The sequence below is a fragment of the Sphaerimonospora cavernae genome, from assembly GCF_042435035.1.
Lineage (GTDB): Bacteria > Actinomycetota > Actinomycetes > Streptosporangiales > Streptosporangiaceae > Sphaerimonospora > Sphaerimonospora cavernae.
Map to the genome: position 1 here is coordinate 219,828 of NZ_JBHMQT010000044.1, position 21,798 is coordinate 241,625.

Sequence of the window (21,798 nt, forward strand, 5' to 3'; positions counted from 1 at the left end):
GCTGTGGATCTCCTCTTCGGATAGCTCAAACCTTCTCGGCCGTCCGTAGTTCGGTGAGGTAGCGTTTGACGATCTGGCCGCCGTAGGAGCTGTCGATCAGGGTGGCGATGCAGTCGAGCAGGCCGTTCCGGGCGCCGTCGGGCAGGGCGCGGTGACCCGAGTAGGTGCCGAGCACGTCGAGGTATTCCTGAGTGGTGTAGGCGCACTCCCACTCGTAACGGCGGAGCCGTACCGGGCCGAACCTGCCGGAGGCGTCGATCTCGGTGCTTTCGGACGAGATCTCGGCGGCCGTCTTCATTCGTAGCCACGGAGGCGTGTACGGGTCGTATCGCTCATAGCAGCGCTGGACGTCCGCGAAGAACTCACTGCTGCCGCCGGCGATGTGGTGGGTGGAGATGACGGCCAGCGTGCCGCCCACGCGGAGCGCGTCCGCCGACTTGGTGACGCGTACGGCGGGGTCGATCCAGTGGAAGCTGGTGGCGGCGAGCACGATGTCGAACGGCTCGGGCGGCAGCGGCCAGTCCTCGAACGCCGCGGTGACGACCTCTACACGGGGGAAACCAGCGAGCTTGCCGCGGGCGAGGTCGGCCATCTCGGCGCCCAGTTCGACCGCGACCACCTCACAGTCACACTGTGCCAGCGGGACTGTGGCCTGTCCGGTGCCGCAGCCGATCTCCAGCACCCGGCTGCCGGGCGCGAACTCCGTGAACATCTCGGCCGGATAGCCGGGGCGCGCCCGGTCGTAGCGGACGGCGTCCTCAGTGAACGTACGGCGAAGTCGCAGGCGCTCATCGTCCGCGCCCGCACCGGTCAGTTGAGATAGCGGGTGAGGTAGGTCCATGACGCGCTGAGGTCCTCCGTGGGCGCTGTGCGGCCGGCGAAGCTCGGTCTCCTCGACCTCCTCCGGCCTGTTTTTTTATGCGCTTCATTGTCGCGGGACGGCCATCGTGAAGGGAGTGATTTTCTTGGTCACAGTGGTTGAGGCCGGACCCGTTGCGCGAACGAACGGTGGTATCCGGTACGGCGATGCCGTACCATCCGTCTCATATACGAAATCGTAGACGACACTCTCCGTCCCCCAACCCGAGAACAGGTCCCCTCATGGAGATGACGCTCGACACCTCGGCAGGATCCGCACGGACACCGCGATTGCTCACCCCGGGCCGGCTCTTCATCGGCGGGGCATGGCGTCCGGCATCGGATGACAGGGTGTTCGCCACGGTGGATCCGGCGACCGGCGAGGAGATCGGCTCGGTCGCCGAAGCGACCCGGGCCGACGTCGACGACGCGGTCGCCGCGGCGCGGTCGGCGCTGCACGACCCCGCATGGGCGGGCATGTCCCCGGCGGCGCGCGGGCGGCTGCTGTGGCGGCTGGCCGACCTGATCGAGGCCAACGCCGACGAACTGGCCCGCCTGGAGACCCACGACCAGGGCCAGCCGTTCGGCGTCGCGCGGCAGATCTCGGTCGGCGGCACGGCCGAGCACTTCCGCTACTTCGCCGGCTGGACCACCAAGATCGAGGGCGCGACGATCCCGGTGTCGCTGCCGAACGTCATGAACTACACGCGGCGTGAGCCCGTCGGCGTCTGCGCATTGATCACCCCGTGGAACTTCCCGCTGATGATCCTCGCCTGGAAGCTCGCCCCGGCGCTCGCCTGCGGCAACACGGTGGTGATCAAGCCGGCCGAGCAGACCCCGCTGACCGCGCTGAAGCTGATGGAGCTGTGCGAACAGGCCGGCGTCCCCTCCGGAGTCGTCAACCTGGTCACCGGCGGCCCCGACGTCGGCGCGGCGCTGGTCTCCCACCCCGGCGTGGACAAGGTGTCGTTCACCGGCTCGACCGAGGTTGGGCGCGGCATCCTGCGTGCCTCGGCGGACAACCTGGCCCGGGTCACGCTCGAGCTCGGCGGCAAGACTCCGGTGATTGTGGCGGCCGACGCCGACATCGAGCGGGCCGTGGCCGGCTGCGTCCAGGGCGCGATGTTCAACAGCGGCCAGGTGTGCGCGGCCTATTCCCGCTTCTATGTGGACGCCCGCCGCGCCGACGAGTTCGTCGAAAGGGCCGCCGAGATGGCGGGGCGCATCGTGCTGGGCCCGGGCATCGCGCCCGAGACGGAGGCAGGTCCGCTGGTCAGCGAGGAGCACCTGCGGCAGGTCGACCGGTACGTGCGCGAAGGGGTGACCGCGGGGGCCGAGCTCGTGACCGGGGGTGGGCGCGCGGAGGGCCCGCTCGCGGACGGGTACTTCTACCGGCCCACGGTGTTCAGCGGCGTCGATGACGGGATGAGCATCGCCCGTGAGGAGATCTTCGGACCCGTGATGTCGGTGCTGACCTATGACGATCCGGACGAGCTCGCCGGGCGGGTGAACGACAGCCCGTACGGCCTGGCCGCGTCGATCTGGACCGACGACCTGACGACGGCGCACCGGATGGCCGCCGATGTCCGGGCCGGGGCGGTGTTCGTCAACATGCTGCACACGCCCGACCCGGCGGCGCCGTGGGGCGGCTTCAAGAGCAGCGGCTTCGGCCGCGAGATGGGCGCGTACGCGCTGGATGTTTACACCGAGGTCAAGGGTGTCTTCATCAACCTCGACCCGCACTGACGACCTCGACCCGAACTGGACGAAAGGATGAGCATGGCGACGAACCGGGAGATCATCGAAGCGCATTACGCCGCCTCGGCGCGTGGGGATCTCGACGGCATGTTGGCCGACTTCGCCGACGACATGAGCTGGACCGAGATGGCCGGCTTCCCGTACGCGGGCACGTACGTGGGCCTGGACGAGATCCGCGAGCAGGTGTTCGGCCGGCTCGGCGCGGACTGGGACGGGTTCGACGCGACGCCGGAGCAGGTGATCGACGGCGGTGACGGCAACGTGGTGACGCTCGGGCTCTACACGGGCACATACCGGGCGACGGGCAAGTCGATGACGGTGCGGTTCGCTCATTTCTGGCAGGTGCGAGACGGGCGCATCGTGCGCTTCGAGCAGGTGACCGACTCCCACCTGGTGCGCCAAGCCATGCGGTAGCAGCAGGTCTGCGTAATAACCGACATTTGGGTAGATCCTTGGGAAAGGGGAAGTTAACCAGGATTCCCGGCGCGCTACTCGCGGGTAGATTTACCACGGCAGAGGCGAAAAGCCGTACAGAGGGAGCCCTATGTCGGTGAGGATGGGCGCGGCGCGGCTCGGCCCCGCCGAACGCGCCTCCGCGTTGGCGCGGATGGAGTCACAGGAACTCGACCTAGTGGTGATCGGCGGTGGCGTCGTCGGGGCCGGGGTGGCCCTGGACGCCGCGACCCGCGGCCTGTCCGTGGGGCTCGTGGAGGCGAGGGACTTCGTCTCCGGGACCTCGTCCCGGTCGTCCAAGCTGGTCCACGGCGGGCTGCGCTACCTGGAGCAGTTTGACTTCGACCTGGTCAGGGAGGCCCTGCGGGAGCGGTCGATGCTCCTGCAGCGGATCGCCCCCCACCTGGTGCGGCCGGTGCCGTTCCTGTTCCCGCTGACCCGTCCCGGCTGGGAACGGCCGTACATCGGAGCCGGGATGATCCTCTACGACACGCTCGGCTTCTCCTTCGGCGCCGGGCGCGGGGTGCCCGGGCATCGGCACCTGACCAGGAAGGCCGCCCTGCGGGTGGCCCCCGCGCTCAGGCGGTCCGCGTTCAGCGGGGCCGTGCAGTACTGGGACGCCCAGGTCGACGACGCGCGCTACGTGATGACGATGCTCAGGACGGCCGCGACGTACGGCGCGCACATCGCCTCACGCGTGCAGGCGATCGGCTTCCTGCGCGAGGGCGAGCGGGTCACCGGCGTGCGGGTACGCGATCTGGAGACCGGCGCCGAGCTGGACCTGCGCGCCCGCCAGGTCGTCAACGCCACGGGGGTGTGGACCGACGAGATCCAGCAGCTCGTCGGGGGACGCGGCCAGATCCACGTCAGGGCGTCCAAGGGCATCCACCTGGTGGTGCCCCGCGACCGGATCCACTCCCTCACCGGGATCATCATGCGCACCGAGAAGTCGGTGCTGTTCGTCATCCCGTGGGGCCGCCACTGGATCATCGGGACGACCGACACCGAGTGGACGCTCGACAAGGCGCGACCGGCCGCGTCCCGGGCCGACATCGACTATCTGCTCGATCATGTCAACTCCGTGTTGTCGGTCCCGCTGACCAGGGACGACGTCGAGGGCGTCTACGCCGGGCTGCGGCCGCTGCTCGCCGGAGAGTCGGAGGAGACCTCAAAGCTCTCGCGCAAGCACGTGGTCGCGCATCCGGTGCCCGGACTGGTCATGGTGGCCGGCGGCAAGTTCACCACCTACCGGGTGATGGCCGCCGATGCGGTGGACGCGGTCGCCCACGGTCTCGACCAGCGGGTGCCGCAATCCTGCACGCACCTGGTGCCGCTGGTCGGGGCCGAGGGCTTCCAGGCGCTGTGGAACTCCCGCCACCGTCTCGCCGGCTCGTCCGGCCTGCACGTCGCCAGGATCGAGCACCTGCTCAGACGCTACGGGTCCATGATCGACGAGGTGCTGGCGCTCATCGATCGGGACCCCTCGCTCGGCCGGCCGCTGACCGGCGCCGACGATCATCTCCGCGCCGAGATCGTGTACGCCGCGACGCACGAGGGCGCCCGGCACCTCAACGACGCGCTGACCCGGCGCACCCGGATCTCGATCGAGACCTTCCACCGGGGCGTGGCGGTCGCGCAGGAGGCCGCCGAGCTCATGGCGGGACCGCTCGGCTGGGACGCCGACCAGATCAAGCGCGAGGTCGATTACTACACCAAGCGCGTCGAGGCCGAGCGGGCCTCCCAGGAGCAGGACTCCGACCAGGAGGCCGACGCGATCCGTCTCGGCGCCCCCGAGATCGTCCCCATAGCCTGACCCCGTGTCGAGAACACCATGCAGGCTCGGCAGCCACTGAAATACGGTTAAGCGAACTGTATTTCAGTAGCGAGGTGATCGCTCGATGGTGGCCAAACCGGGACACATCTTCGACCGGGACTGGGAGTGGGAGGCGCTGACCTCCTTCGCGACCGGGGCTCAGGCGGAGGTCGCCTTCGGCGTAGTCAGCGGTCGGCGCAGGCAGGGCAAGACCTTCCTGCTCAAGAACCTGGCCGAGGCTCTCGGAGGCTTCTACTTCGAGGCGACGGAGGGCACGGAGATCGAGCTGCTCCGCCTGTTCGGGATGGCGCTGGCCAGGCACACCGGCTCCCCGGTGGGCTACCCGTTCGCGGACTGGCGGGACGCGCTCACCTTCTTCTTCTCGCTGCCCAGGGACCGTCCGATGCCACTGATCATCGACGAGTTCCCGTATCTGATGAAGGCGAACCCCGCGCTTCCGTCCATCCTCAAGCAGGAGATCGATCTGCGCGGCCGCACACATGGCGGAACCAGCAACGCACGGGTGCTGATCTGCGGTTCCGCGCTGTCGGTGATGGGCAAGATCCTCGCCGGTCAGGCCCCGCTGCGGGGGCGGGCCCGTCTGGAGCTCGTGGTCCAGTCTCTGCCCTACCGGGACGCCGCCGAGTTCTGGGGCGTGTCGGACGATCCACGCCTGGCGGCGATGCTCCACGCGATCGTCGGCGGCACCCCGGCCTACCGGGACGAGTTCGTGCTGGGAGACCGGCCGACGTCGGCCGAGGACTTCGACGGATGGGTGGTCCGCACGGTCCTCGATCGGCGGACGTCTCTCTTCCGTGAAGGCCGCTACCTGCTGGCGGAAGAGTCCGACATCCGTGACCCCGCCCTTTACCATTCGGTTCTCTCCGCGGTCGCGGAGGGGAACAACACCTGGGGCGGCATCGCGGGGCACATCGGCTACAAATCATCCGATATCGCCCATCCGCTCAATGTCCTCGAGGACTGCGGGCTGCTGGTCAAGGAGAAGGACGCCTTCCGATCGGGACGGACGCGCTACCGGATCGCGGAACCGCTCATCACCTTCTATCAAGCGATCATGCGTCCGGAGTGGACGGACCTCGGCCTCGGCCTCGGCGAGGAGGTCTGGCGTCGCTCCCGGCAGCGCTTCCTGTCCAAGGTGATGGGGCCGCATTTCGAGACGCTCTGCCGGGAGTACGCGTTGCGCTATGGCAGGGAGCACTTCGGTGAGGGCGGCATCGGCGAGATCGCGGCCGGCACGGTGGCCGACCCCGCGGCCAAGACCCAGATCGACGTGGACGTGGCCGTCCTTGGCCCGGCCTACCCCGGCGAGTCCCGGACGATCAGATCCCTGGGCGAGGCCAAGTGGGACAAGGTGATGGGCCTGCGCCACCTGGAACGCCTCCGCCGAGCCCGCGACCTGCTGTCGGCCAAGGGCTACGACACCTCCGGAACCACATTGGCCTGTTACAGCGGCGCCGGCTTCGACGGCGACCTCCGGGCCGAGGCCCGCAAGGACCCCGCCGTCCTCCTCGTGGACCTGCCCATGCTGTACGGCCAGGCCTGACATGGAGTGCGTCTGATCGACGAGGGGTGGGACCGGTAGGAACAACTTTCAGCGAGCGTACTCGTCGGCGTGACCGAGATTCAGCGCGACCGGTAAGCATCCGTCCGATGCTGAGCAGAGGCCACCTGGACCACGACCTGGCCATCGTCGATCAGATACAGCACGCGGTAGTCGCCTCGACGCGCCGACCACTGCGGGGCCAGAGGCTCGTCCAGTGGCTTGCCCACGCGATGGGGGTTGTCCAGAAGCGGTCCTGTGATGAACTCCCACACGGCAGGCACGATCTTAGCCGGCAGTCTCTCGGCGAGATCCTGCTTGGCCCGGCAGGTGAGCCGGAGTTCGTACCGCTCGCTCACAGACGACCGGACCGGCGAAGCTCGGCTTCCACCTCAGCCTGGGAGTACACCCGCCCGGCCGCCAGGTCGGCCAGTCCCTCCCGGATAGCGGCCACTGTCTCGTCATCGGCGAGGATCTCGATCATCTCGCGCATCGTGTCATAGTCGTCTACCGAGAGAAGCACGGCAGCGGGCACGCCGTTGCGAGTGATCGTGAAACGCTCGTGTGTGCTTCCTGCTGATTCGACGATGCCGGATAGGCGGGCACGTGCGTCCGCCAGAGGAACTACTGTCGCTGACATGTACAGAATTATAGACAAGTCGGTGATGGGATTCCAGCACGGCTCCCGTCGCCCGGGGCGGGAGCCGTACGACATCGGTCAGGTGAAGGGGATCCAGGCCTGGTCGGCGAGGTTGTCGATGGCGCTGACCTTGAGTCCGAGGTCGGAGACCGTCCACACGCTGTCGCCGATGACGACACAGCGCCGGATGCCCTGGTCGGCGGGGGCGAAGTCGGTGCGCTGCGGCTTCGGGGCCGCCGGGTGCTCAATCAGACCGGCCTTGGCGATGCCGTCGTCACCGACCCGCAGGACCAGCGCCGCGCTCCCGTTCGGGCCGTCGCCGGTCCAGTTCATGAGCGGGAGCATGGCCAGGCGGGACGGCTCCCAGTAGAGGAAGGCATGCGGGTCCCACTCGACCTCGGAGCCCGAGTCCCGCTGGTGGAAGCGGGACAGGAGCCGGGGCTGCGCCGGGTCAGCCACGTCGAACAGCGAAATCTGGGTGCCCTGCGCGCGGCCCTGCTTGTCCGCCTCCTGACCGATGCCGATCAGCCGTCCGGGACCGCCGGGATGGAGATAGGCCGAGTAGCCGGTGATCTTCAGCTCTCCGGTGACCTTCGGCGCGGCCGGATCGCGAAGGTCCAGCGTGTACAGCGGATCGGTCTGCCGGAACGTGACCACGTAACCGAGGTCACCGATGAAACGGACCGAGTAGATCCGCTCGCCCCGGCCCAGTCCGGTCACCTCACCCTTTTGGGTCAGCGTGTCGGCGTTCAGCACGTAGACGCCGCTCTCGCTCTTGCCGGGGCTCGCGCCGAACACCTCGGCGCCGCTGGTCGTCGCCACCCGCAGGTCGCCCGCGTTCTCGGACAGCGAGTACTGGTTGAGCAGCCGTCCGGGCACGCTCCCCGAGGTGACGTACCGCGGCGTGCCGGTCCCGCTGACGTCGAACCGGTGCACCTCCGTACGCTCCGGCGGTTCGGCCGCCCCGCTCGCACGTGCCTCGCCGGAGGCCGCCGGCCCGCCGAACCACCATCGGGGGTTGCTGGTGACGTAGAGGCTGCTCCGCGTGCCGTACACGGTGTCGCCGTCGGCGGCCACGCTGATCGGCCCGTCAGCGGTGAGCTCGCCGTTCAGGTCGATGGTGTGGATGGTCAGCATCGAGGTTCCGGTGAACTCGGCCGGATGGCTCACCCGGTCGCAGCCCACCCGTTCGGTACGGCTCACGCCGCCGGACTCGATCTCGTAGGACGGAAGCCACGCGTCGACGGGCGCGGCCAGCACCGCTTCGCGGTTGCGCTGGAGCAGCTTCGGCTCGGGCGTCTCCGGCTCCTGCCGGGGGAAGGCGATCTCCGGCTGGGACCGTACGACGATCCGTACGGTCGCCCCGACCTGGCGGGCGTCGACGTGCGAGCCGTTGACGGTCATCGCGCCGAGCGCCTTCGGCTGCTCCCCGGAGAGGTCCACCAGCGCATAGCGCGGGCCGGTCGGCCCCGGGCGGGCCTTCGCCATCGCACCGAACGGCACGATGCCGCCGCCCTCGAACAGCACGAGCGCGCGGTCCCCGGAGACGAGCAGGTCGGCCGGGGCCCAGCTCTGCTCCTCGGGAACGAGTCGCAGCGTGCCGGTGACCTGCCGCGTCGTGGTGTCGATCACGCGGAGCACGCCCCGGTTGACGGTGACCAGCCGCTTGCCGTCGGTCTTCACCAGGTCCGGCTCATCCACGCCGGACTCGTGCACGTTGGTGGTCGAGTACGGCTGACCGCCGGTGTCGGAAAGGGCGGTCGGCAGCTGCTTGCCGGCGGCCACGCTCTCCCGGGCGAACATCGGAACCATGGTGTCGAGGCCCCACGGTGTCACGTGTTCCGCCGTGGCGGCACGCAACCCGCTGAGCATCTCGTCGCAGTTCGTATAGGAAACCAGCCTGATCTGGCCGGTCAGGTCCACCGGCGCGGGCTCGGCCGGGCCGGATGGCGGTGCCGTACGGCCTCCGGAGCATGCCGCGGTCAGCAGTCCGGCGAGGGCGAGAACGCCCGCCGTACGCATCAATGTCCTCATGCCCCTACCACGGATCGATAGATCCGCCGGTTCGCCGTTCCGTCGTCTTGAAGGTTTTCTTACCGATCAGTAGCCAGGTTTTCGACACCGGAATATTCTTCCGGCATGGCTGCCACGATTCGGGCACTCGACGCCGCGATGGTCGATCGGGTCCTCAAACACGTCGCCTCAGAGGGTAAAACCAAGGAGATCCCGGCGCCCTTCACCGGGGAGCCGCTGGCCGAGGTCCCGGTCTCCACAGCCGAAGACGTCCGTACGGCCCATGCCAGGGCCAGGGCGGCGCAGGAGGCATGGGCGGCGCTGCCGATCAGGGAGCGGATCGAGCCGTTCCTGCGCCTGCACGACGCGATGCTCGACCGCCGGGCGGAGCTGCTCGACATCGTGCAGTGGGAGACGGGCAAGGCGCGGCGGCACGCGTACGAAGAGGTGCTCGACGCCGCGGGCTGCACGCTCTATTTCGTGCGTCGCGCACCGGGGCTGCTGTCGCCGCATCGGCGGCAGGGCATCTTCCCGATCGCCACCAGAGCCACCGAACTGCGCCATCCCAAGGGCGTGGTCGCTGTGATCAGCCCGTGGAACTACCCGCTGGCGCTTGGCGTGAGCGACGTGACCCCGGCGCTGATCGCGGGGAACGCGGTGGTGCACAAACCGGACACGCAGACCCCGCTGTCCGTGCTGTGGACGATCGACCTGCTCGTCGAACTGGGCATGCCGCGCGACATCTGGCAGGTGGCGCTGGGCGATCCGGCCGACATCGGCGATCCGCTGCTGGACGGCGCGGACTACGTGGCGTTCACCGGATCCACCCGCGCCGGTCGGAAGATCGCCGAGGAGGCCGCCAAGCGGCTCATCGGCTGCTCACTGGAGCTCGGTGGCAAGAACCCGATGATCGTGCTCGACGACGCCGACCTGGACGTGGCCGTACAAGGGGCCATCCGGGCCTGTTTCACCAACGCCGGCCAGCTGTGCATCTCGATCGAACGGCTCTACGTGCACGAGTCGATCGCCGACGCGTACTGCGACAAACTGGCGCGGACGGTGCGGAACATGAAGATCGGCGCGAGCCTGGACTGGGACCTGCAGATGGGCTCGCTCACCTACCGGCGGCAACTTGAGGCGGTGTCCGCGCACGTGGCCGACGCCGTGGACAAGGGGGCCAGGGTGCTGGCCGGGGGCAGGGCGCGACCCGATCTCGGCCCGCTGTTCTACGAGCCGACCATCCTGGACGGGGTCACCGAGGAGATGTCCGTCTGCCGCGACGAGACGTTCGGCCCGGTCGTCTCGATCTACCGCTTCGCGGATGAGGACGAGGCCGCCGAGAAGGCCAACGACACGCCGTACGGCCTGAACGCGTCCATCTGGACCGGTGACCTCACCAGGGGGCGGGCGCTCGCCGCCCGCCTCACGGCCGGCACGGTCAACATCAACGAGGGGTACGCCTCGGCCTGGGGATCGCATGACGCGCCGATGGGCGGGATGAAGGCGTCGGGCCTCGGCCGCCGTCACGGGACGGAGGGACTGCTCAAGTACACCGAGAGCCAGACCATCGCCAGCCAGGCCACCTGGCTGGGATTCGAGCCGATCCTCGGCATGACGTACGAGAAGTACGCCGACACCCTCGCCGTCGTCCTCAAGACGATGAAGCGCCTCCACCTCAAATAACCCAAAACCCCCAACCCACCCCCGCCGTGATCTTGCGAATTCTCGCAGAAGGATGGCTTGAGCTGGGGAAAGAGGTTTCGTGATCTTGCAGTTACTCGCATGCGCCATGCTTGACCTGGGTTTCAATTCTTCGTGATCTTGCAATTGCAAGATCACGAAGAGGGAAACGCCAGGTCGGGTGGATGCCCTGCGAGTAACTGCAAGATCACAAGAGGGAAAATGCCAGGTCGGATGGGTCGTCTGCGAGAAACTGCAAGATCACGGGAGGTGGGAGGGGGACATGGACTACGACGTTGTCGTCATCGGGTCGGGGTTCGGGGGGAGCGTCGCGGCGCTCAGGCTGACCGAGAAGGGATATTCGGTGGGCGTCGTCGAGGCCGGTCGGCGCTTCGATGAAAGATCGCTACCGAAGAACTCCTGGCGGGCCAGGGACTTCCTGTGGGTTCCCGCGCTCGGTCTGAAGGGCATCCAGCGCATCCACGTCCTGCGAGGTGAGAGCGGCGTCATGGTGCTGGCCGGAGCGGGAGTCGGCGGCGGTTCCCTCGTCTACGCCAACACCCTTTACGAACCGCTCGACCCGTTCTTCACCGACCCCCAATGGAGCCACATCACCGACTGGAAGGCCGAGCTCGCCCCCTACTACGACCAGGCCAAACGGATGCTCGGCGCGGTCCTCAACCCCACGATGACCCCGGCCGACGAGGTGATGCGCAAGGTCGCCGAACGGATGGGCGTGGGCGACACCTTCCATCTCGCCCCGGTCGGCGTCTTCTTCGGCGAGCCCGGCGTGGAGGTAGACGATCCATACTTCGGCGGGGTGGGACCGCGCCGGCGCGGCTGCACCGAGTGCGGCGAGTGCATGACCGGCTGCCGGCACGGCGCCAAGAACATGCTGATCAAGAACTACCTCTACCTGGCCGAGCAGGCCGGGGCGAAGGTCCATCCCGAGACCACGGTCATCGGCGTCCGCCCGGTGGAGGGCGGCTACGAGATCGCGGTCCGCCGTACCGGCCCGTTCGGCCGCACCCGCACGCTCACCGCCCGCCAGGTGGTCTTCGCGGCCGGGACGTACGGAACCCAGCACCTGCTCCATCGGCTCAGGGCGACCACGCTGCCCCGGCTGTCACCGCGGCTGGGCGTGCTCACCCGGACGAACTCCGAGGCTCTGCTCACCTTCGAACGCCCTACGGCGAAGGGCGAGAAACTCAACCGCGGCGTGGCCATCACCTCATCCATCCATCCCGACCCGCAGACGCACATCGAACCGGTCCGGTGTGGTGACGGCTCCAACGCGATGGCCGCGCTGCGCACCCTGCTGGTCGACGGGGACGGACGGGTGCCGCGCTGGCTGAAGTTCCTCGGGGCGGCCCTCCGGCGGCCCCACATACTGCCCCGGCTGTTCAACCTCCGCAGGTGGTCGGAGCGCGCGATCGTCGCTCTGGTCATGCAGGCCAAGAACAATTCCATCACCGTCACAGCACGACGTGGCCGGCTGCGGGCCGGACCCGGCCACGGCGAGCCGAACCCCACCTGGATCCCCGCCGGTCACGAGGCCGTACGGCACGCGGCGGAGGAGATCGGCGGCATACCCGGGGGCAGTTGGCTCGACCTGTTCGACATTCCCGCGACCGCGCACTTCCTCGGCGGCTGCGCGATCAGCGACTCGCCGGACACCGGGGTCATCGACCCCTATCACCGCGTGTACGGCTATGAGGGGCTGCACATCGTGGACGGCTCGGCGGTCTCCGCGAACCTGGGGGTGAACCCCTCGCTCACCATTACCGCCCAGGCGGAGCGGGCCATGGCGTTCTGGCCCAACAAGGGTGATCGCGATCCGCGTCCCGCGCTCGGCTCCGGTTACGTACGGCTCTCGCCGATCGCGCCGGCCCGTCCGGTCGTTCCGGCCTCCGCGCCGGGCGCGCTCCGCCTACCCATCGCGGAGATCACCCACAGCCCGGGCTCTGGAGCCGGTGATCTGTCAGGACCTTGGCAGTGACAGGGCGGGCATCTGCGGCTGGCGGAGATACTGCCCACGCTAGAGGTGCTCTGTCCATCAGATCTACCTGGGGAATGCGCTCATCATTGCGGTAGCCCGTCAATCTGGAAGATCTCAGCGTCCCAGGTGTGCTCGTTCATGCCGTCAAAGAAGGACTGCCAGGGGGTGGCCGAGAAAGCGTCGCGCAACTGCTCGAAGTTCTCCAACGTCTTAGTCGCTGGCCTGCCCTGCTTTCTGATCTTCTGTTGTACCTTCACCGGTGTCACGCCCAGCCTCCTGAACACCCGGGCCAGGACGGCGTTCAAGCCCTGTGCCAGGTCTTCGTAGGTGATGGTGAGCGCGTTGTCGGGCATCGATCGCTGCTGGGCAAGCACGGCCTCGGCGGTGGAGGCGAACCAGTCATGGCAGTGCTTGGCATCGAGAGCGAACGTGACGGCGCTCGGCTGTGAGACGGCCTGGTCCGCCTCCACCATCCAGTTCCCAGTGCGGAGCGCGAGCGTGTGGGACACCAGCTGTTCGAGAAGGTTCCTGCGATACAGATGCAGCCGGGCCAGGGAGGAATCCTCCGCCAACAGCTCCCATACCTCGCTCCACGCCCGGCCGCCGCGCCCGTGGCCGAGGTGGAGAGGGAACCCGGCGGCCTGTACGCCATGCTCCTCTCGCCACAGCATCCGAAGGATGCTCCGGGCCGGCGTGGTGAGATCATAGGGGAAGTGGTGGACGGCCTTGTCGTTGAACGGCTCCCAGGCGCAGCGCACCCCCGGATGCTGCTCCAAGCTCGTGCGGAGCAGGTGGGTGCCGGTGCGCGCCTGGCAGAAGACGACGAATCTGTTCATGGATGGGGTCCGCGACACGCCTCAGCCAGAGCCCAGCAGGTGTTCGCGATTGGCGAGGATGTACTGAATGTCCTCCCGGTAGGCGTCGGTGTGCCGTTCGTCGCGCTGGCGGTCGAACCAGGGATCGCCCAGTCGGATCTTCGTCTCGATATAGGCGGCGATGGAGGAGAGTCGGACGATGAGCAGGTCGAGCAGCTCAGCCGGGGTAACGCCGCGCCCGTAGGCGTCGGCGAACAACCGCAGCCGTGCGGCTTGGTCGGGCACGAGGTCCCAGCCGAACGCCTTGGTGGAGCGGGGCGCGGAGAGCGGGACGAATCGGTGGGCGGCGTAGCACAGGTCCCAGATCCGGTTCGACGGCCCGGCGAAGTCCCAGTCGATGATCGCTGCCACCCTGGCCCCGTCGTAGACGACGTTGTAGGGTCCGAGGTCGTTGTGGCCGATGCAGTCGACGTCGGCGGGGATCGTGGTGCGGTACTGCCAATTGCCGGGCTCGGGAGACACGAACCCGGTCGTGGCGTCATGCATGGCCCGGATGGTGCGGGCGACCTGCGTCAGCGCCTCGTCTGAACGCTGCTGCTCGTTGAGCGGGTAGGTGCCGGGTTGACCCGTGATGTAGCTGAGCGTCTCGGTCGCGTCGTCGGTGGACAGGAACTTCGGTGCTTGGGTGAACCCCACACGTTCGAAGTGGCGCAGCAGTGCCTGGACGTTCGGACTCCACGCGCCGGCGGCTCGCACCACGGTGTCGCCGTGACGCACGGGAGCGGAGTGATAGCCGCCGAGCAGTTCGTCGGTCATCGCCGGTCCTCTCGATGATCGGCACCCGGGGTGGGTGTCGGAAACAGTGATGTCCGCCGTGGCAAAGGGCATCGGACGGGATACGCCTCATGGTTGTCGATCTCGATCCGGACGTCGTCCAAGTACAGGACGGAGAGCCCTTTGCGAAGGCAGAAGTTCATCGCCTGCGCCCCGGTCTCGATGATCGGCTCGTTGTGGTCGTTGAGTGAAGTGTTGCAGAGCAGAGGCACGCCTGTCTGCGCGGCAAACGCGCTGATCAGCTCATACAAGCCGACGTCGTCGGAGGGAGAGACCGTCTGCACGCGAGCGGTGCGGTCGAGGTGGGCCACCGCCGGGATGAGGTGACCGCGATCCGGACTGACGGTGAACGTCTGCAGCATGTACGGGGAGATGCGGTCACCGTCGAACCATGTCGGCATCTGGTCGGCCAAGACGATCGGTGCCACCGGCCGCCACCACTGCCGCCTCTTCAGTGCGTTAAGCATGTCCCGTGAGGCTGGGGTCCGTGGGTCGGCGAGGATGCTGCGGTGCCCCAGGGCACGCGGCCCGACCTCCGATCGGCCCTGGACCCAGGCGACCGGCCCGCGGATCAGGTCCGCGACCGCCGTTTCCTTCGCGTACGGTGTCACCGAGGAGATGTAGGGGCGGAATTCGGCGATCATCTTCTCCGGCCGGCCGGTGTCTCCTCCCAGGTAGGCCCCGGGGAACTGGAAGGAGAACCCATCGGGAAAGCGGCGCAGGAACTGGGCCAGGGCGAGGCCGATCGACTGGCCGCAGTCGCTCACCGAGGGCGTCTCCAGGAACGTCGCGAACCCGAAGCGGTCCATCATCGCGCTGTTGGTCGGACAGTTGAGCGCGTATCCGCCGGTGATGGCGAGGGCGGTGTCGGCAGGGTCGATGTCGAACCGGTCAAGCGCACGTTCGATCGTCTGAGCGATCAAATCGACGCTCGTTTGCTGAACGGCCTTCATCACTGCGCTCGCGATGCTGTCGGCGGTCGAGAATCGATCGTCGATGTCCTCCAATCCTTCGTGCCCGGCTTGATCCACCAACTGCTCCAGCCGCCGGGCGATCTCCTCGTCCGCGTCGCGCCCATCTGCCAGGTGGCGGCTGTATATCTCCAGGCCCGTGAACGGATCGCCAATATCGGGAGCGAGCCTGGCGCTGCTCGCGGTGGCCAATGCCATCAGGGTTCCTTCGCGCATCCGGAAGGCCCGTGAGGCTGCGGAGTAGAGCTTCGCCGGAGAGGGGATCGGGAACAGTTCGAACGAACCGTGGTCGGCGTAGCCACCGACATACCAGTTCTGCGGCTTGCGCTGGACCACCGAGTCCGGGGTGTCGTCGACAGCCAGGCCGAGTACCCGGCCCTCGAAGAAGTGGCGGGTGTCGGAGAGCATTCCGCCCAGCAGGTGGCAGCGGCTGTGATACGGCAGGTCGGGCACGGCCGTGGCGACCACGTCATGGGCGCCCGAGCCCAGTCCGGGAGTCCCCCAGATGTCCTTGACGTCGCTGATCCGCAATCCGACGCCATGGAGGAGTTCGCTCAGCAACTCGTGGAAGGCCGACTTGTTCTTCAAGGCCACACCATGGTGCTTATAGCCGGAGATGCGCTCGAATTCCCAGACCGCCACCAGCTCCACCGCCGTCCCTCGCTTGAGCCAGGCGGACATGTTCTGGTCATGCCGGACCCATGATCGATTCTCGCCGGGGGCGCTTCCTGGAGGGGCGATGTACGCGGAGATGTAGAGCCCGTCTTCCATAGTGTGCCTCTCTTTCCGACTCGTTCTCACTGATGTCGCCGAGCGGTCAGCCAGCACGCCGGGAACATCGCGCGGACCGACAGGTCCTGCCTGTGCAGGAAGACCCTGCCGATTCGGCGTGCGGTCAGTCCGAGACCGGCCAGCAGCAGGATCAGGGTCTTGGAACAGAGGACCTCGCCCTTGCGTAGCTGCCTGGCCACGCGCAGCAGCGCGATGACGGCGCGTTCTGAGCGACTGTGTACGGACTCGTAGAAGTCCAACTCGTTGATGAGCTTGAGGATCGGAGCGAAGTCGACGATCTGGCTGCTCGACAGGCTGTGGCCTCCGATGTGAGTCACACTGACCGAGGTGTCGATCGCCACCCCCCAACAGGCCTTCCGCAGCCGGTGGCAGGTGTCGATGTCCTCGACATAGACGAAGTACCGCTCGCAGATCCCACCGATCGTCTCGATGGCCTGCGGACGCAGGACTAGGCATGCGCCGACCACCCAGCCGGTCAGATGTAGGTGCGGGGAGAGCTGCCGCGTGAGCACGTCGACCGGGGTCTCGTTGAAGACACGGCGGGTCTCGCTCCGCACGGTGCGGAATTGGTGCGCGGTGACCTGTTCGACGCCGTCCGCGGACAGCAGGACCGGAGACACCGCCCCGAGCCGAGGAGTGTCGCGGAGGACGGCGGTCAGCTTGAGCAGGTCGCCGGGGGCGATGAAGCAGTCCGGATCGAGAAGCACGACGGCAGATGGGCCGATGTCCTCATCTCTGAGATGCGCCAGCGCCTGATTCACCGCAGCTCCGTACCCTCGGTTGTGCTCGTTGCCGATCACTGCGTCGGCCAGTCCCAGTCGCTGGAGTGCCTGCACGGTGTCATCGCGGGAGCGGTTGTCCACGACGACGGTGTAGAACGGCTCGGCGTTCTCGCGGAAGGGGCTCAAGCAGCGTGCGACTGTGGCCGCCGAGTTGAGCGTGACCGTGATGACGGCCACCGGGCCGTCAGCCATGTACGGCCTCCTGGTAGATCTGAAGCATCCGGGGGAGCACCCGTTCCCAGTCGCCCTCCGCGAGGAAGTGCCGTGTCGACGGGGCTCGGGTCTGCTCGCGGAGTTCTGGGTCGTAGGGTGCGGTCTCCAGGACCTCCGCCAACCGGTCGCCGAATTCCAGGGCGCCATCGGCTGGGTCCGGCAGAAGGATCGCCGGGGTGTCACCCAGGGCCTGCGGTGTCCCGCCTACCGCCGTCGCACACACCGGCGTCCCGCACAGCAGAGACTCCACGTTCGACAGACCGAACGGTTCGTAGATCGCCGGGGACACATGGAGCGCGGCCTTGGAATAGAGCTGCCGCATTCCCCGGCGGCCGAGCCCGGATTCGAGCCAGACGACGGTGTGCCGCTCAGGAACCTTGGCGAGCCACGCACGAAACTCGGCCGCGTCCGCATCGGATTCAGGGGAACCGGCACGCGCCACGAGGGTTGTCGGCCGACGTAACCGCCGCAGCGCGGCGAACAGGTACCGGTAGCCCTTCTGCTTGCTGATGCGGCCGGTCGCCAGGACGAACGGGCGATCCCAGGGGAGGACCCGCTGAGGCAGCGCGTCACAGGCGTCGTCGTGGTACCACTGCGCAACCTCGTATGCGGGCGGAACCACGTGACTGCGTTCGATGCCGTAGTGCTTCGCCAAGTCCCGCGCGATCGCCTCCGACACGCAGATCACGGTTGACGCGGCGTTCAGGGCCGCCATCTCGGTGTCCACCGCCCGCTCGAACAGGTCGCCGTGTCGCGCGGCCCGCCATGGACGGTCGGCCTCGATCGAGTGCACCGTGCTCAGGTAAGGGCGACCTGACCGCATCGCCGCGATATGAGCCGCCATCGAGTGCGTGTGCACGACTTGCCCGAAGGTCTCTTGAGCGAAGGAGTCGGCCAGAGTGCGGTGGACCCGATACCGCTGCGACCGGGCAGGGGCCGGCAGAGGGATGGACGTGCTCTGCTCTCGGGGCGAACCCCTCAGCAGAGTCACGCTTACATCGGTGACTCGTGACAGATGGCGGTGCAGTTCGTAGACGTGGATTCCGGCGCCTCCGCGGACCAAGGGCGGGAATTCGCTGCTGACAAGGTGGATGTGCGGGACGGCGCCATCCCTTCCCCCGTTCATGGTTTCTCTCCGACCACGATGTCCTGGAAATCCAGGTAGCGGGCGTTCCCGCGCCATGAACCCCACTTGATGTCCAGGAGACGGATGCCGACCGAGTCGCACATCTCCCGAATGTCGCTCTCGCGGTAGTTGATCACGTGCTCGTCGCAGTCGTCGTGCTGGACGCGATATCCGTCGCGTTCGTAGGGGAAGGCGTAGCGGGCAGGAGCACCGATCGGCCCCACCGCGGCCGGGTTGTCGGGGCTCAAGAAGAACGTGCAGAGCAGTCTCCCGCCGGAGGCGAGGATCCTGCTGCATTCTCCGAGGTAGTTTGCGATCTCGCCGGGGAGCATGTGGGTGAAGACGGAGTTCGCCATGACGATGTCGTAGCGGTCGTCATCGGCGGGCAACGTGATCGCTGAGGCATCGTGAGATCCGTTCGGCGTGTAATAACCATTCCGAACGTCGATGTGGCGGAACCTCAGCTTCCTGTCCCGCGATGAGAGGTTCCGGCGACACCATTCGACCGCCGCCTCACGCGGGTCGACACCGATGTATTCACCGGTCTCGAGGTACCCCACCAGCGGCCAGGTCTTCCTGCCCAGGCCGCAACCTATGTCGAAGATGCGACTGGCGGGCGTGAGACCGGCCAGCGCCTTCAAGTGATCGAGATAAGCGAGCCCGTTCCGGCGGTACACCCATCGGCTCGATGGGCCTTCGTACATCATCTTCAGAGGCGGCCACGGCTGCCTGGGATACCGGAAGGAGACGTATCCATCGGCGACTTTCAGCGCGAGCCGGGCGAGTCGGGTGGGTCTGCTGCTCTCCAAGAAGGTCGAGTACCTGTTCATGAGGCGCTCTCCATGGTCAGCAGCGAGCGCTGCGCGACTCTGCGGTAGAGGCGCAGGTGCTCCTCGACGACGACGTCCTCGCTGAAGCGCTCAACCGACTTCTGCACCAGATCCGGTCGCAGGTAAGCGAGATCGTCCACGGTCATGGCCAGGGACTCCACGTCATGCCTGACGAACCCCGAGACGCCGTCCGCGACAAGTTCACTACATGCGCCGAGGTCGAGCGCGAGCACGGGCGTGCCGACAGACATCGCCTCCAGCATGACCAGACCCAGCGGCTCAGCAGGTCGGGAGAGGAAGAGCAAGGCGGCGCTGGTCCGCAACAGCAGCAGTCGAACAGGGTCGGCCACCTCGCCGACATGCACCAGTCGTCCGCCGAACCGGCTCCTGACCTCAGCGAACCACGTCTCGTTGCGGTGAGCGAGCGGTCCGGCGAGGATCAGCCGGCGACCCGTCGCAGCCGCGAGCCGGCACGCATCGACGATCCCCTTCTCGGGACGGACCTGTCCCAGGACCAGCAGATCCTTCGAGCGGGCTGTATCACGATCCAGTGACGGCGGCATGATGATCGGCCGTCCCCAACCTGCGAAGCCAACGTGCTTCAGGCCCCGGGCCTGGAACTCGGAAAGGTAGGCGAAACGGGCCGTCGGCGAAGCGGCGGGCAGTCGGTTGGTGTGCAGTGTGGTCACGACAGGGGTCGCGACGTGCTTCTCAAGCCACTCGATCATCTCCGGATCGTGGTTGTGGACGACGTCGCACCGGGAGAGGACGTTGGCGTACCTCGCCATGTGCTCCGGATCCGGCGTTCCTCGACGCCCCACGTATGGCACCTCGAATGAGCGCGGCGACACGCGTGACCCCTTGGCGACCACGGTCAGTACCTCGACGCGCCGGCTCAACGCGACGGCGAGGCCCGCGACGATCCGACCGACCGCGCCGTAACCGGCCGGTGGAGTGTGCTCCCGTTGCAGGCCTATAAGGGCGATTCGCATTGGTGGTTCCGCCTCCTTACGACGTTCGATCTTCGATGCATGACAGAGCGCGACCTCGGCGATGACCGATCATGCTCGACCCACCTCAGGGGCGCTGGGGCGAACCTGCTGGTCTGTCGGCTCGCCGTGCTGGCTTGCGGCCTTCACGATGGCGTCGGTCAGGCAGGGACCGGGCCCCAACACTGCCCAGATGATCTTTCCGTCGCCGAGGAGGTCTACTCCGACGTGCTCGGCAAGCTCGGCGACCAGGTACAGGCCGCGCCCACTGACGGCGTCAGGGGCGGGAACCTCTGCGGGGAAGTACGGCAGGGCGGTGGAGTAGTCACGCACTTCCAGCCGGACCCTGCCGTTGAGCAGGACCATCCGCAGCTCAAAGCGCCGGTCTCCAGCGTGCCGGACATTGCTGCACAGTTCGCTGGCGACCAGCATGCCTTGCTCCACGAGTGCCGACATTTCCCATAGGCGCAAGTGGGCCGCCACCTGGTGGCGGATCGGCCCCATCGCTTCGCTGCTGAACCGCTGATGCAAAGAGAACTGACCGTACGGGAGCGGCGGTTTCTCCCTGATTGCGGTATCCATCGCCCCTCCATGGGTGGCAGGTATACGGCAGGTCGTGTCGCACTCCGGGATCAACGCGGCAGGACCGGGGGTACGAGAAAGATGATGAAGGGAAAGCAGCTCTCGCGCAACAGATACGAGGAGAAAGTTTCTCCTGAGCAAGTGAGCGTGTAGCAAGATGCCGGATTGGGCTACCCTTCTCTCTGGGAGGTCTTCATGCCGGAGGTCAGAGCTACGGTGCGTCGTCGACGCCTGGGGCGAGAGCTGGAAGAGCTCCGCCATGCGCAAGGGCTGACCCTGGAGCAGGCCGCCGAGCTCCTGCAGCGGCCCAAGACCTCCCTCAGCAAGATCGAAAACGGCAAGCAGCAGCTGCCCGTCCGTGACGTGCCGTTCATTCTCGATAGCTACCAGCTGACCGACCCAGCGCGCCGCGAAGAGATCATGGAGCTGGCGCGCAAGGCCGCCCAGCGCAACTGGTGGCAGCAGTTCAAAGGCGTCGTGCGCGACCCTTTCGCCGACTACCTCAGCCTTGAGGAATCCGCCACCCGAATCTTCAAATGGTCACCGCTGCTCATCCCCGGGTGGTTGCAGACCGAGTTCTACGCGCGCCGTGTCGTCGCGGCCAGCCGCATGTGGCAGACCGACGAAGAGATCGACAAATTCGTCCAGTTGCGCCTGAATCGCAAGAAGGCGGTCATCGACCGCGACGATCCCCCCGAGCTGTGGGTCGCCCTGTCAGAGACGGCGGTACGCCAGCGCGTGGGCGGCCCCGACACCGCAGTGATGAAGGAGCAACTTGAGTATCTGCGTGACATCGCTGCCGACCGCCGCTACTCCCACGTCCAGATCGTGCTGCTGTCGTACGAGGCAGGTGAGCACGCGGGTCTGGAAGGCAGCTTCACCCTGATGCACTTCGACTCCGGCCCTGCGATCGTGTGCTTGGAAGCACTCACTTCGGCCCAATATCTTGAGGATGAAGACGCCGTGAAGCGATACACCACAGCCGCCGAGCACCTTCGCTCCGCCGCCCTGTCCCCTCGCGATACAATCGCGGCACTCAGTAAAATGATCAAGGAATTGTGACGAGATGTCTTCTCACCCCGCATCTGA

The 21,798-nt window shown here is 67.2% G+C and carries 19 protein-coding genes; 7 read left to right on the forward strand and 12 right to left on the reverse strand.

What is annotated here, in order from left to right; translation table 11 throughout:
* Positions 1 to 25 precede the first annotated feature (25 nt).
* Positions 26 to 841 (reverse strand): class I SAM-dependent methyltransferase, encoded by an 816-nt coding sequence (locus tag ACFHYQ_RS21105; protein ID WP_394302855.1) that lies wholly within the window; start codon positions 839 to 841, stop codon positions 26 to 28.
* A gap of 266 nt (positions 842 to 1,107) precedes the next feature.
* On the opposite strand from ACFHYQ_RS21105, the gene ACFHYQ_RS21110 reads away from it, so the two are divergent.
* The 4 genes from ACFHYQ_RS21110 (at position 1,108) to ACFHYQ_RS21125 (ending at position 6,446) form a co-directional block, all read left to right on the forward strand.
* On the forward strand, positions 1,108 to 2,604 hold the full coding sequence (locus ACFHYQ_RS21110) for an aldehyde dehydrogenase family protein (protein WP_394302856.1): 1,497 nt from the start codon (positions 1,108 to 1,110) through the stop codon (positions 2,602 to 2,604).
* 33 nt (positions 2,605 to 2,637) lie between these two features.
* Positions 2,638 to 3,030, forward strand: a complete 393-nt coding sequence (locus tag ACFHYQ_RS21115; RefSeq protein WP_394302857.1) for a nuclear transport factor 2 family protein — start codon at positions 2,638 to 2,640, stop codon at positions 3,028 to 3,030.
* A 130-nt stretch (positions 3,031 to 3,160) separates the two neighbouring features.
* The gene (locus ACFHYQ_RS21120; RefSeq protein WP_394302858.1) at positions 3,161 to 4,882 is read left to right on the forward strand and encodes a glycerol-3-phosphate dehydrogenase/oxidase; all 1,722 of its coding nucleotides are present in this window, start codon (positions 3,161 to 3,163) and stop codon (positions 4,880 to 4,882) included.
* A gap of 85 nt (positions 4,883 to 4,967) precedes the next feature.
* Entirely contained in the window at positions 4,968 to 6,446 is a 1,479-nt protein-coding gene (locus ACFHYQ_RS21125; protein WP_394302859.1) for an AAA family ATPase, read from the forward strand.
* Between the two features lie 80 nt (positions 6,447 to 6,526).
* On the opposite strand, the gene ACFHYQ_RS21130 is transcribed toward ACFHYQ_RS21125, so the two are convergent.
* The 3 genes from ACFHYQ_RS21130 to ACFHYQ_RS21140 form a co-directional block, all read right to left on the reverse strand.
* Positions 6,527 to 6,802, reverse strand: coding sequence for a type II toxin-antitoxin system RelE family toxin (locus ACFHYQ_RS21130; RefSeq protein ID WP_394302860.1), 276 nt, complete (start codon positions 6,800 to 6,802; stop codon positions 6,527 to 6,529).
* Positions 6,799 to 7,083 (reverse strand): type II toxin-antitoxin system Phd/YefM family antitoxin, encoded by a 285-nt coding sequence (locus ACFHYQ_RS21135; RefSeq protein WP_394302861.1) that lies wholly within the window; start codon positions 7,081 to 7,083, stop codon positions 6,799 to 6,801. Before ACFHYQ_RS21135 ends, ACFHYQ_RS21130 begins: the two co-directional genes overlap by 4 nt.
* 78 nt (positions 7,084 to 7,161) lie before the next feature.
* Positions 7,162 to 9,117 carry a beta-propeller domain-containing protein gene (locus ACFHYQ_RS21140; RefSeq protein WP_394302862.1) on the reverse strand — a complete coding sequence of 652 codons (1,956 nt, stop codon included), beginning with the start codon at positions 9,115 to 9,117 and terminating at the stop codon, positions 7,162 to 7,164.
* Positions 9,118 to 9,222: 105 nt separating this feature from the next.
* Between ACFHYQ_RS21140 and ACFHYQ_RS21145 the strand changes: the two genes are divergently transcribed.
* Both ACFHYQ_RS21145 and ACFHYQ_RS21150 read left to right on the forward strand, forming a co-directional pair.
* Positions 9,223 to 10,779 carry a succinic semialdehyde dehydrogenase gene (locus tag ACFHYQ_RS21145; protein ID WP_394302863.1) on the forward strand — a complete coding sequence of 519 codons (1,557 nt, stop codon included), beginning with the start codon at positions 9,223 to 9,225 and terminating at the stop codon, positions 10,777 to 10,779.
* 280 nt (positions 10,780 to 11,059) lie between these two features.
* A complete protein-coding gene (locus tag ACFHYQ_RS21150; protein ID WP_394302864.1) occupies positions 11,060 to 12,775 on the forward strand; it encodes a GMC oxidoreductase in 1,716 nt (571 codons plus the stop codon).
* An 83-nt stretch (positions 12,776 to 12,858) separates the two neighbouring features.
* Here ACFHYQ_RS21150 and ACFHYQ_RS21155 read toward each other — a convergent pair whose 3' ends face one another.
* From ACFHYQ_RS21155 to ACFHYQ_RS21190, 8 genes are all read right to left on the reverse strand, one after another.
* Positions 12,859 to 13,611 carry a hypothetical protein gene (locus tag ACFHYQ_RS21155; protein WP_204017723.1) on the reverse strand — a complete coding sequence of 251 codons (753 nt, stop codon included), beginning with the start codon at positions 13,609 to 13,611 and terminating at the stop codon, positions 12,859 to 12,861.
* Between the two features lie 21 nt (positions 13,612 to 13,632).
* Positions 13,633 to 14,406: a phosphotransferase gene (locus tag ACFHYQ_RS21160; protein ID WP_394302865.1), complete on the reverse strand. Its 774-nt coding sequence runs from the start codon at positions 14,404 to 14,406 to the stop codon at positions 13,633 to 13,635.
* A complete protein-coding gene (locus ACFHYQ_RS21165) occupies positions 14,403 to 16,166 on the reverse strand; it encodes a carbamoyltransferase C-terminal domain-containing protein (protein ID WP_394302866.1) in 1,764 nt (587 codons plus the stop codon). Before ACFHYQ_RS21165 ends, ACFHYQ_RS21160 begins: the two co-directional genes overlap by 4 nt.
* Positions 16,167 to 16,192: 26 nt before the next feature.
* On the reverse strand, positions 16,193 to 17,161 hold the full coding sequence (locus ACFHYQ_RS21170; protein WP_394302867.1) for a glycosyltransferase: 969 nt from the start codon (positions 17,159 to 17,161) through the stop codon (positions 16,193 to 16,195).
* Positions 17,154 to 18,365, reverse strand: a complete 1,212-nt coding sequence (locus ACFHYQ_RS21175) for a glycosyltransferase family 4 protein (protein WP_308440825.1) — start codon at positions 18,363 to 18,365, stop codon at positions 17,154 to 17,156. Before ACFHYQ_RS21175 ends, ACFHYQ_RS21170 begins: the two co-directional genes overlap by 8 nt.
* A complete protein-coding gene (locus ACFHYQ_RS21180; protein WP_204017728.1) occupies positions 18,305 to 19,138 on the reverse strand; it encodes a class I SAM-dependent methyltransferase in 834 nt (277 codons plus the stop codon). Before ACFHYQ_RS21180 ends, ACFHYQ_RS21175 begins: the two co-directional genes overlap by 61 nt.
* Entirely contained in the window at positions 19,135 to 20,130 is a 996-nt protein-coding gene (locus ACFHYQ_RS21185) for a glycosyltransferase (protein ID WP_394302868.1), read from the reverse strand. Before ACFHYQ_RS21185 ends, ACFHYQ_RS21180 begins: the two co-directional genes overlap by 4 nt.
* Positions 20,131 to 20,199: 69 nt before the next feature.
* Positions 20,200 to 20,709, reverse strand: coding sequence for an ATP-binding protein (locus ACFHYQ_RS21190; protein WP_204017730.1), 510 nt, complete (start codon positions 20,707 to 20,709; stop codon positions 20,200 to 20,202).
* 195 nt (positions 20,710 to 20,904) lie between these two features.
* Between ACFHYQ_RS21190 and ACFHYQ_RS21195 the strand changes: the two genes are divergently transcribed.
* A complete protein-coding gene (locus tag ACFHYQ_RS21195) occupies positions 20,905 to 21,771 on the forward strand; it encodes a helix-turn-helix domain-containing protein (protein WP_394302869.1) in 867 nt (288 codons plus the stop codon).
* The last annotated feature ends 27 nt before the right edge of the window (positions 21,772 to 21,798 follow it).

Excerpts from the sequence above, each read along its gene's own strand:
- ACFHYQ_RS21105 (WP_394302855.1), bottom strand. The coding sequence starts at position 841 with ATGGACCTACCTCACCCGCTATCTCAACTGACCGGTGCGGGCGCGGAC.
- ACFHYQ_RS21110 (WP_394302856.1), top strand. The coding sequence starts at position 1,108 with ATGACGCTCGACACCTCGGCAGGATCCGCACGGACACCGCGATTGCTC.
- ACFHYQ_RS21115 (WP_394302857.1), top strand. The coding sequence starts at position 2,638 with ATGGCGACGAACCGGGAGATCATCGAAGCGCATTACGCCGCCTCGGCG.
- ACFHYQ_RS21120 (WP_394302858.1), top strand. The coding sequence starts at position 3,161 with ATGTCGGTGAGGATGGGCGCGGCGCGGCTCGGCCCCGCCGAACGCGCC.
- ACFHYQ_RS21125 (WP_394302859.1), top strand. The coding sequence starts at position 4,968 with ATGGTGGCCAAACCGGGACACATCTTCGACCGGGACTGGGAGTGGGAG.
- ACFHYQ_RS21135 (WP_394302861.1), bottom strand. The coding sequence starts at position 7,083 with ATGTCAGCGACAGTAGTTCCTCTGGCGGACGCACGTGCCCGCCTATCC.
- ACFHYQ_RS21140 (WP_394302862.1), bottom strand. The coding sequence starts at position 9,117 with ATGAGGACATTGATGCGTACGGCGGGCGTTCTCGCCCTCGCCGGACTG.
- ACFHYQ_RS21145 (WP_394302863.1), top strand. The coding sequence starts at position 9,223 with ATGGCTGCCACGATTCGGGCACTCGACGCCGCGATGGTCGATCGGGTC.
- ACFHYQ_RS21150 (WP_394302864.1), top strand. The coding sequence starts at position 11,060 with ATGGACTACGACGTTGTCGTCATCGGGTCGGGGTTCGGGGGGAGCGTC.
- ACFHYQ_RS21155 (WP_204017723.1), bottom strand. The coding sequence starts at position 13,611 with ATGAACAGATTCGTCGTCTTCTGCCAGGCGCGCACCGGCACCCACCTG.
- ACFHYQ_RS21160 (WP_394302865.1), bottom strand. The coding sequence starts at position 14,406 with ATGACCGACGAACTGCTCGGCGGCTATCACTCCGCTCCCGTGCGTCAC.
- ACFHYQ_RS21165 (WP_394302866.1), bottom strand. The coding sequence starts at position 16,166 with ATGGAAGACGGGCTCTACATCTCCGCGTACATCGCCCCTCCAGGAAGC.
- ACFHYQ_RS21170 (WP_394302867.1), bottom strand. The coding sequence starts at position 17,161 with ATGGCTGACGGCCCGGTGGCCGTCATCACGGTCACGCTCAACTCGGCG.
- ACFHYQ_RS21175 (WP_308440825.1), bottom strand. The coding sequence starts at position 18,365 with ATGGCGCGGGAACGCCCGCTACCTGGATTTCCAGGACATCGTGGTCGG.
- ACFHYQ_RS21180 (WP_204017728.1), bottom strand. The coding sequence starts at position 19,138 with ATGAACAGGTACTCGACCTTCTTGGAGAGCAGCAGACCCACCCGACTC.
- ACFHYQ_RS21185 (WP_394302868.1), bottom strand. The coding sequence starts at position 20,130 with ATGCGAATCGCCCTTATAGGCCTGCAACGGGAGCACACTCCACCGGCC.
- ACFHYQ_RS21190 (WP_204017730.1), bottom strand. The coding sequence starts at position 20,709 with ATGGATACCGCAATCAGGGAGAAACCGCCGCTCCCGTACGGTCAGTTC.
- ACFHYQ_RS21195 (WP_394302869.1), top strand. The coding sequence starts at position 20,905 with ATGCCGGAGGTCAGAGCTACGGTGCGTCGTCGACGCCTGGGGCGAGAG.